Source organism: Sulfitobacter sp. HI0129, from assembly GCF_001635395.1.
Taxonomy (GTDB): Bacteria; Pseudomonadota; Alphaproteobacteria; order Rhodobacterales; family Rhodobacteraceae; genus Sulfitobacter.
The window spans coordinates 1-8,340 of the sequence record NZ_LWGH01000244.1; the positions used below are offsets into that span (position 1 = coordinate 1).

An 8,340-nucleotide genomic window follows, 5' to 3' on the forward strand; every position below is an offset into this window, starting at 1 on the left:
GCCATGACATATGGCACGCTGGCCGACCTGCGCGGTCTTCAGGGCGAAGAGAACCTCACTCGGCTGACGCTCAAGGCCCAGCCCGGCGATGCGGGTGGTCCGGTGCTCGACGATCGCGGTGACGTGCTGGGGATGTTGCTGCCCAAGCCCGACGGCCCGCAGAAGCTGCCCGAAGACGTGAGCTTTGCCCTCGACCGCGAAGAGATCGCCCGCGCCATGGAAGCAGCAGGCGTCGCGAGAACCGCATCCGACGCGGGCGGCTCCCTGCGGGAGCGTGACCTCGCCCTCCACGCGCAGAACATGACCGTTCTGGTCAGCTGCTGGGAATAGGGCGCCGGGGGGGGGCAGTTATCGAAGCGGCGGTCCATGCGCCCGGACTCAAGGCGGAGGGCGCCGCCGAGTATTAGTCATGTCGATGAGGCCACCAGCTCCCTTTTTCGGCTTTTAAGTGCGGTTTCAGCCCACCACCTCAGGTGTCACATAAATCAGCGTCGGCCCCTCTGCCTCGAATGCAGTCAGCACGGCTTTCTGTAGCGCCTCGAGATCGGCGGGCGCTGCCGAATGGGCGCCGAAGGCTTCCGCGAGACGGCAGAAATCCGGGTTTCGGGCCACCACGGCATTCGGTGCGATCTGGGCGCCGATCATGCTCGCTTCGATGGCACCCAGCTTGCCATTGTCCCACAGAAGGATCGGCAGGCTCAGCCCCAGTTCCACCGCCACGCCAAGTTCCTGCATGGTGTAGTGAAAGCCGTAATCGCCCGCGATGGCCAGCGTGGGCTGGCCACGGCGGGCTATCGCACCACCGATGGCGGCGGGCAGCGCGTATCCCAGCGTGCCGAAGCCGTAGGGGTGGTGCCAGTGCCCGGGCCGGTCCATCGGCCAGACCTCCTTGGCGCAATAGGCGAATTGCGTCATGTCAGAATAAATCATCGTCTCGGATGGCAAGGCGGCGCGCAGGGCGTCGCAGACCTGCGGGATGCCCGGATATTCGGCTTCGGTCGCGGCGCGCCATTTGCTGCGGGCCCCCGTCACCTCGCCCGCCGTCCAGTCGGTGCCGGAAAGGTCAATCTCACCCAGCGCGTCGAGCAGATCGGCAAGGAACGGTCCGGCATCGGCCAGCACGTGGTGCTCCGCCCGCGCGGCGTCGGCCAGAGTTTCAGGGTCGAGATCGACGCGGATCATCGGGCAGGCATGGCCGGGCCGTTCCCGCCACAGGTCGACCTCTGCCAGTTCGGTGCCCACGGCGACGACAAGATCGGCCCGGGCGAGGACTTCGGCGCTGTCGGGTTTGGCGAGGTAACTGCCGAAATGGAGCGGATCCTCAGGCGCGATGATCCCGCGACCGGCGTAGCTGGTGAAACTCGCGGCCTTCAGCAAGCGGCAAAGGTCCCGTGCCGCCTCCGTGCCGCCCCGGGCCCCGCCGCCGAAGATGAACAGCGGGCGACGCGCCTTCGCCAGCCGCCGGGCGGCGTCGGCGACTACTTCTTTTGCCGCGCGGGGTCGCGGCGTTGCCGGGAAAGGTGCGGGCGCCGATGGGGCCGTGGCCTCAAGCAGGGCAATCGGCACCTGGATATGTTTGGACCGGGGCCGCGCCGCGCCGAATTCGGACAGGGCCCGATCCACCAGCCCATAGGCGGCCGGGGCGCTCAGCGCCGTATGCGACCAGTCGCACACCGTGCCTGCGGCGATTTCCTGATCGTTCATCTGGTGCAACTGCCCGCGCCGGGCCGCCGTCTCGTCAAGGCAGCTCGACAGCACGAGAACCGGAACCGAATCGCTGAACGCCTGCCCCATGGGGGTCATGATGTTGCAGACCCCCGGCCCGGTGATGACATAGGCGATGCCCGGTTTGCCGGTGGCCCGGGCATAGCCGTCGGCCATGAAGCCCGCGCCCTGCTCATGCCGGGCGAGGACATGGGTGATCTCGGCCTCTTCGATACCGCGGTACATTTCCTGATTGTGCACACCCGGGATGCCGAAGATCACATCGACACCACGGTCCTTCAGCATATGGGAAATCTGCGCGCCAAGGGGTCGTTCGTTGTGCTCTGCCATCAGGCCCTCCAGAATTTCAGCGTGAATATGACAAAGACCGCCAGCAGCTCCAGCCGACCGGTCAGCATGGCCGCGCTCAGGATCCACTTCGCGGTATCGTTCAGGCTACCGTAGTTCCCGGCGGGGCCGATGATCTCCCCCAGGCCGGGGCCGATGTTGGCCAGCGCCGCCGCCGCGCCGGAAACGGAGGTGGTGAAATCGAGCCCCGTCATGCTGAGCGCCACGGCGACCACGCCCATGGTGACCACGAAGAACATGAAGAACGACATCACCGAACTCAGAACATCGGGGCCGACGGGCCGCCCGTCGTAGCGCGGGGTGAAAATCCCGTGCGGCGAACGGATGCGCCGCAATTGCGCGCGGATCGAGGCAAAGAGAAGCTGGTAGCGGAATATCTTGATCGAACAGGCGGTGGAGCCCGCGCAGCCGCCGATCAGACCGGTGAAGAAGAACAGCGCCACCGCGAAGGAGCCCCATGCCATGTAATCGACCGAGGCATAGCCAGTGCCCGATATGATGGAGGTGATGTTGAACAGGGCTTCGCGCAGGGCGGTTTCCCAATGCCGGGGGAAGACAGCCTGAAGCACAACGAAGATCACAAGGACCAGAACGCCCACGGTCAGAAGGAATCCGCGGATCTGCGGATCCCGGTGGAGCGCGAAGGGGTTGCCGTTGATCAGCTGCACATAGCGCACGAACGGCAGGGCGGCGAGGATCATGAAGATGGAGGCCACGTACTCCGGCGCGCCGGTGAAGGCCCCGAAGGAGGCATCGTAGTTCGAAAACCCCCCGGTGGAGACGGTGGTGAGGGCATGAACGGTCGCGTCGAAGGTATTCATCCCCAGCGCGAGATAGCTTAGCGCACAGGCCAGCGTCAGCCAGACATAGATCACCGCGATCTGGCTCGCGATCTGACCGGCGCGCGGCAGGATCTTTCCGAAGGTATCGAAAGCTTCGGATTTGAAGATCTGCATACCGCCGACGCGCAGTTCCGGCAGGAACACCATGGCGACGACGACGATACCGATCCCGCCGAGCCACTGCATGATCCCGCGCCAGATCAGCAAGCCTTTCGGCAGATCATCAAGGCCCGTAAAGACTGTGGCCCCGGTCGTTGTCAGCCCCGACATCGCTTCGAAGAAAGCATCGGTAAAGCTCGCCTCCGTCGCGCCCAGCATGAAGGGCAGCGCGCCAAAGAGCGGCAGCATGAACCATACTCCGGAGGTGAGAAAGAAGGTCTGCTGGATGGTCAGCCCTTCGCGGTTGCCGTTGGCACAGGACAGCGCGATCAGGCTGCCGCCCAGAATCGTGATCAGGCCGGATTCGACGAAAACGGGCCAATGGCCCCGGCCTTCGGCGATGTCCACCAGCATGGGGACGACCATGGTCACGCCCATCACTGCGACCAGCAGGCCGATGACATATCCGACAGGTCGCATATCCAACATCCGCGCAGCGTTGGCGCGGGGGCTTGCCGGTGTCAAGCGCTGGCCGGGTCGTCAAAGCAGGAACGGCCCGGGGCGCGCTGGCAAGCCACACGCGACCCGGGCCGTTTCATTCCATCGGGCCGAAGCCCCGAAGCCGTTCAGGCGTAGTAGACATCCCGGAAGACGTGATCGACGATGTCGTCGCGCCCGATCTTCAGGGCGCCAAGCTCCGCGTCGGTTTTCGCCTGCAGCGAGCGTACCGATGCAAGGCGGCGCGCGCCCATGGAATTGGCCGACACGGTCTGCATGGTCCGGGCGATGAAGCCACGGAAGGTGGATTTTGCGTCTTCGGCGCTGAGCCCGAAGGATGGTTCTGCGGTGTTCTGGTAGGACATCTCGATGCCTCCAATTGGTTTGCTCTCTTCCCTGACGCTCATATAGGAAACGCTGCACTGCAGCAGAACCATCACTTATGCATAGCCGGCCCGTGCCCATTGCACGGCTCGCATGGCTGACTGGGAGCCGGCGGAAAGGGAAAGGACCTGAGAGGCGGAATCAGCCGCTGTGGATGAGGGACTGGAACAGGCGTGGATCGATGCTGCGCATGTCGAATGTCTCGCCCTCGGTCAGCAGGCTGATGGCATCGTGGGAATGCAGGCTTTCCTGATGGCTGGCGACGATGCGGAAATCGCCGATGCGCTGATCGGCTTTCAGCCCCTGGCAGAAAAGGCGCGCCGCATCCTCGACGAAGATCGGATTGGCAGCGTTCAGCTCCGCAAAGGCCTGCTCGTCCTCACGTTTTACCATCACCTGCGTTTCCGTCGGCACCGCGGCGCGGCAGATGTCGATCAGATCCTCGAACCATAGGCATGTGTCGCTGCCGTCGCAATTCATCACGGCGGATATCCGGGCCACCGAACGCTGTGAATGCGGTGTCGCCAACTGGTTACGGGTGGCGCGCGCATGTTCGCTCAGTTCCAGCGAACAGGGGCAGGTGCTGGAATAGACATAGTCGAGATGCACGATCTTCTGCCGTTTGCCTTCATGTTCCACCAGTTCGAGCGCGATGTCGTAATACTGATAGCCCGACAGGCCCGAGCGCAGGCTTTCGATCCGCGCGGGGAAGGAAAAGCGCATCTGCAGCCGGGCATCGGGGCTTTCAAGATCGGCGATATAATCATCCAGCGCCGCTTCCATGACCTCGAAGCTGAAGGTCGATTCAGCGTGTTTGTAGAAACTGCGCATGATGCGGGACATGTTGATGCCCTTCTTTTCCGCATCGAGGCTGACCGTCCCCGTCACGGAAGTTTCGAGCGTGAGGTCCCCGCCGTCCCGGGTGTGGTAGCGGATGGGAAGCCGGAAGTTGGAGATACCCACATGCTGGATTTGCGCCTGGGCGCCCCGGATGAGGCTGGCCGGTCCGTTCTGCAGATCCGGCAGGGTGGCCCTGTAGTTGTCGCCCGCGCGGAAGTCATCGGGATAGCTGCGTTCAAAGACGGGATAGGCGTTCTCGCCCCCGGCGAGCGGTTCCAACTCCCGCGCCATGGCTTCGCGTTCGGCGGGGCTCGCCTGCCGCGCCCAGTCACGCAACGTGGCGAGCGCTGCCTTCGCCTCAGCGTCTTCCGGTCCGTCCGAGAGCGGGGTAACGATATTCATAGCGCAGCCCTTCCGATGCTTTTCACGCCAAACCTAGGCGTTCCGGCCACGAAATGCGAGGCTCTAGGACAAAGGGTCGCGCTGGCCCTGCCGTGGGCTGTCAGACGGCCTCTTTCAACGCCTGCTCCAGATCGGCGATCAGGTCGTCCGCATCCTCCAGCCCGATGCTGAGCCGGACGAGACCGGGGGTGATGCCCAAAGCGTCCTTCTGGTCCTGCGGCAAACGCTGATGCGTCGTGGTTGCGGGATGGGTCAGGATCGTCTTGGCATCGCCAAGGTTGTTGGAGATGACACCGACCCGGCACGCATTGAGAAAGCGGAAAGCGCTGTCCTTGCCGCCCTTGACCTCAAGCGCCAGTACCGTGCCGCCCTGCCCCATCTGCGCCCTGGCCAGATCGGCCTGGGCGTGGTCCGCAAGGCCCGGGTAGATCACCCGCGTGAGCGCGGGATTACCCTGCAAGGCCTGCGCGATGGCCGCTGCCGTGGCGGCCTGCGCTTTGACCCGCAGGCTCATGGTCTCAAGCCCTTTCAGCATGATCCATGCGTTGAAAGGGCTCATGGAGCCGCCGGTGTGCTTCATGTAAGGCTCCACCGTCTTGCGGATGAACTCCCTGCTGCCGAGGATCACGCCGCCGAGGGCGCGGCCCTGCCCGTCTATATGTTTCGTGGCGGAATAGATGACCACATCGGCCCCCTGTTCCACCGCCCGGGAAAAGACCGGCGTGGCAAAGACGTTGTCCACCAGCACCGTGGCCCCCTTGGCATGGGCGAGCTTGGCCACCGCTTCAATATCGACGATCTGCAGGGTGGGGTTGGACACGGATTCGAAAAAGACCGCGCGGGTATCATCGCGGATCGCGGCCTCCCACGCGGCCAGATCGGTGCCGTCGACAAAGGTCACGTCGACCCCGTAGCGCGTCAGCACCTCTTCGAGCACATAAAGGCAGGAGCCGAAAAGTGCGCGGGAGGATACCACGTGATCGCCCGCCTTCAGCATCGACATCAGCGCCCCGCTGACCGCCGCCATGCCGCTGGCGGTGGCAAAGGCGTCCTCCGTCCCTTCAAGTGCTGCGATACGGTCCTCGAACATGGCGACGGTGGGATTGCCGTAGCGGGCATAGATGAATTCATCGGGGCCGGCCTGCTGAAACCGGGCTTCGGCCTGTTCGGCGCTGTCATAGACGAACCCTTGGGTGAGAAAGATCGCCTCGCTCACTTCACCATACTGGCTGCGGCGCGTGCCGCCATGAACGGCCTTGGTGCGCGGATTCCAATCATTACTCATTGTGCATTTCCTTTCCGGCCCGCCATTGCGGACAACAAAAAACCCCAGACGCGGTCAAGCGAAAGGGGTCTTTCATCCTGACCTTTTAGCGGTTTGTTTAACGTGGCCCGCAATCCGGTAACAAATCGCCACGGCGCTTTGCTACGCCTGCCGCACCGCTTCGTCAACTGGCTGCTTGCTTGCACCCGGGCCAGATTGCGCCATGATGCCCCCAACACCGGAGACCGGCATGACCCAGACAATTCAACTTTACTACTGGCCCACCCCGAACGGCTGGAAAGTCTCCATCGCGCTGGAGGAAATGGGCCTGTCTTATGACACGCATCTGATCGACATCGGCGCGGGCGACCAGTTCAAGCCCGAGTTCCTCGCCATTTCGCCCAACAACCGGATGCCCGCCATGACCGATCCCGAGGGGCCGGATGGCGCGCCGATCTCGATCTTCGAATCGGGGGCGATCCTGCAGTATCTCGCCCGCAAGACCGGCCAGTTCACCGGCCGGACAGAACGGGAGCGCATCGCGGTGGATCAATGGCTCATGTGGCAGATGGGCGGGCTGGGCCCGATGGCCGGTCAGGCGCATCACTTCCTGAAATACGCGCCCCGGATGGACCCTCCGCAGGACCTGCCCTATGCCAAGGACCGCTACCGGGCCGAAGTCGCGCGCCTTTATGGCGTGCTGGACCGGCAGTTGGCGGAAAACGAATGGGTCGCCGGTGATTTCCTGTCGATCGCCGATTTCTCGATCTGGGGTTGGGCGTCGCTCTGGGAAGGTCAGCAGCAGACGATGGACGACAAGCCGCATATGGCCGCATGGCTGGACCGGATGGCCGCCCGCCCCGGCGTACAGGCGGGCCGTGCCCTTTATGCCGAAAAGCGCGGCGACATCGGGGCCGACAAGAAGGCGCAGGACAAGCTTTTCAAGCGCTAGCCCGATCAGCCTTCCGTCTTGTCGGTGCCATAGGTCTGCAAAAGCCTCCCCTGCGACATGAAGAAGACGAAGACTGCCGCCGTCAGCCCGAAGGTCTTGAAATACACCCATGTTTCCGTGGGAAAGCTGCGCCAGACGATTTCGTTGGCCACCGCAAGACCGAAGAAGCACAGCATCAGCCGACGCGTCAGGATCAGCCAGCCCGCATCCTGAAGCGGCACCATCTCTTCCATCACGAATTTCAGATAGGACTGGCCGCGCATCAACCCCACGGCAAGAATACCACCGAAGAGCAGGTAGATCATCGTGGGCTTCATCTTGAAGAACCGGTCGTCATTCAGCCAGACGGACAGACCGCCGAAGATCACCACCAGAATCACCGTCGCCACCTGCATCCGGCTGATCCGTCCGGTCAGCATCCACAAAAGCCCGGTCGCCGCCACCAAGAGCGGGATGAAGGCGGCAGTGACGACGATGAACCCGTCGTATTCTGTCCCGCCGATCAGGAACTGGCGGTCCTTCAGCCGCAGGTAGGCGAGAAAGAACAGCAGCACGGGGCCATATTCCAAGGCCGACCGCAGGAAGGGGTTGATCTCTTTCGTCTGGGGCATATCGGTATCCTTCATCCACCCATCTCCACTATCACAGCACCGGCGGCGATCAATGCCATCAGGGCGATCCGTCGCGGCCCCACGGTTTCTTTCAGAAAGACAACACCGATGACGGCAGCAAAGACGGTGGAGGTTTCGCGCAGGACCGCCGCCTCCCCCACCTTGTCGAGCCGGGTCGCCATCATGATCGACCCGAAAGACATAATGCCGATCACGCCGCCGAAAAAGCCGCGCGCGAAAAGCGGGCCGAGGTCCGGGGGATGGTCCATGCGCAACCATCGCCGCGCGGCGATGAAGGGCATGATCACCCCATCGACCACAAAGAACCACGCAAGGAAGGTAAAGGGATTTTCCGTCGCGCGGATGCCGTAGGCG

8 protein-coding genes, 1 pseudogene and 1 riboswitch are annotated in these 8,340 nt (G+C 63.4%); of the genes and pseudogenes, 2 read left to right on the forward strand and 7 right to left on the reverse strand.

The genetic code is table 11. From position 1 onward, the window contains the following. Nucleotides 1-330, forward strand: a pseudogene (locus tag A3764_RS25070) (peptidoglycan-binding protein); the annotation flags it as partial. A 126-nt stretch (nucleotides 331-456) separates the two neighbouring features. On the opposite strand, the gene A3764_RS04325 reads toward A3764_RS25070, so the two are convergent. The 5 genes from A3764_RS04325 to metZ form a co-directional block, all read right to left on the reverse strand. Continuing rightward, nucleotides 457-2,055 (reverse strand): thiamine pyrophosphate-binding protein, encoded by a 1,599-nt coding sequence (locus A3764_RS04325; RefSeq protein WP_082851151.1) that lies wholly within the window; start codon nucleotides 2,053-2,055, stop codon nucleotides 457-459. After that, complete coding sequence (locus A3764_RS04330; RefSeq protein ID WP_067928515.1) at nucleotides 2,055-3,503, reverse strand: TrkH family potassium uptake protein; 1,449 nt, start codon at nucleotides 3,501-3,503, stop codon at nucleotides 2,055-2,057. The genes A3764_RS04325 and A3764_RS04330 overlap by 1 nt, the downstream gene beginning before the upstream one ends. A gap of 137 nt (nucleotides 3,504-3,640) precedes the next feature. Then, nucleotides 3,641-3,877, reverse strand: a complete 237-nt coding sequence (locus tag A3764_RS04335; protein WP_067928518.1) for a hypothetical protein — start codon at nucleotides 3,875-3,877, stop codon at nucleotides 3,641-3,643. Nucleotides 3,878-4,037: 160 nt separating this feature from the next. Then, on the reverse strand, nucleotides 4,038-5,138 hold the full coding sequence (folE2, locus tag A3764_RS04340) for a GTP cyclohydrolase FolE2 (RefSeq protein WP_067951248.1): 1,101 nt from the start codon (nucleotides 5,136-5,138) through the stop codon (nucleotides 4,038-4,040). Nucleotides 5,139-5,238: 100 nt separating this feature from the next. Next, nucleotides 5,239-6,423, reverse strand: a complete 1,185-nt coding sequence (gene metZ / locus A3764_RS04345; protein WP_067921106.1) for an O-succinylhomoserine sulfhydrylase — start codon at nucleotides 6,421-6,423, stop codon at nucleotides 5,239-5,241. Nucleotides 6,424-6,488: 65 nt separating this feature from the next. Continuing rightward, nucleotides 6,489-6,565: riboswitch (SAM riboswitch) on the reverse strand. An 87-nt stretch (nucleotides 6,566-6,652) separates the two neighbouring features. Here metZ and A3764_RS04350 point away from each other — a divergent pair. Beyond that, complete coding sequence (locus A3764_RS04350; protein WP_067921104.1) at nucleotides 6,653-7,354, forward strand: glutathione S-transferase N-terminal domain-containing protein; 702 nt, start codon at nucleotides 6,653-6,655, stop codon at nucleotides 7,352-7,354. 5 nt (nucleotides 7,355-7,359) lie between these two features. Here A3764_RS04350 and A3764_RS04355 read toward each other — a convergent pair whose 3' ends face one another. Further along, complete coding sequence (locus tag A3764_RS04355) at nucleotides 7,360-7,965, reverse strand: inner membrane-spanning protein YciB (protein ID WP_067921102.1); 606 nt, start codon at nucleotides 7,963-7,965, stop codon at nucleotides 7,360-7,362. Between the two features lie 11 nt (nucleotides 7,966-7,976). After that, nucleotides 7,977-8,340, reverse strand: a 364-nt coding sequence (locus A3764_RS04360; RefSeq protein ID WP_150122067.1) for a DMT family transporter, incomplete at its 5' end; no start/stop codon positions are given.

Excerpts from the sequence above, each read along its gene's own strand:
- A3764_RS04325 (WP_082851151.1), bottom strand. The coding sequence starts at position 2,055 with ATGGCAGAGCACAACGAACGACCCCTTGGCGCGCAGATTTCCCATATG.
- A3764_RS04330 (WP_067928515.1), bottom strand. The coding sequence starts at position 3,503 with ATGTTGGATATGCGACCTGTCGGATATGTCATCGGCCTGCTGGTCGCA.
- A3764_RS04335 (WP_067928518.1), bottom strand. The coding sequence starts at position 3,877 with ATGTCCTACCAGAACACCGCAGAACCATCCTTCGGGCTCAGCGCCGAA.
- folE2 (WP_067951248.1), bottom strand. The coding sequence starts at position 5,138 with ATGAATATCGTTACCCCGCTCTCGGACGGACCGGAAGACGCTGAGGCG.
- metZ (WP_067921106.1), bottom strand. The coding sequence starts at position 6,423 with ATGAGTAATGATTGGAATCCGCGCACCAAGGCCGTTCATGGCGGCACG.
- A3764_RS04350 (WP_067921104.1), top strand. The coding sequence starts at position 6,653 with ATGACCCAGACAATTCAACTTTACTACTGGCCCACCCCGAACGGCTGG.
- A3764_RS04355 (WP_067921102.1), bottom strand. The coding sequence starts at position 7,965 with ATGCCCCAGACGAAAGAGATCAACCCCTTCCTGCGGTCGGCCTTGGAA.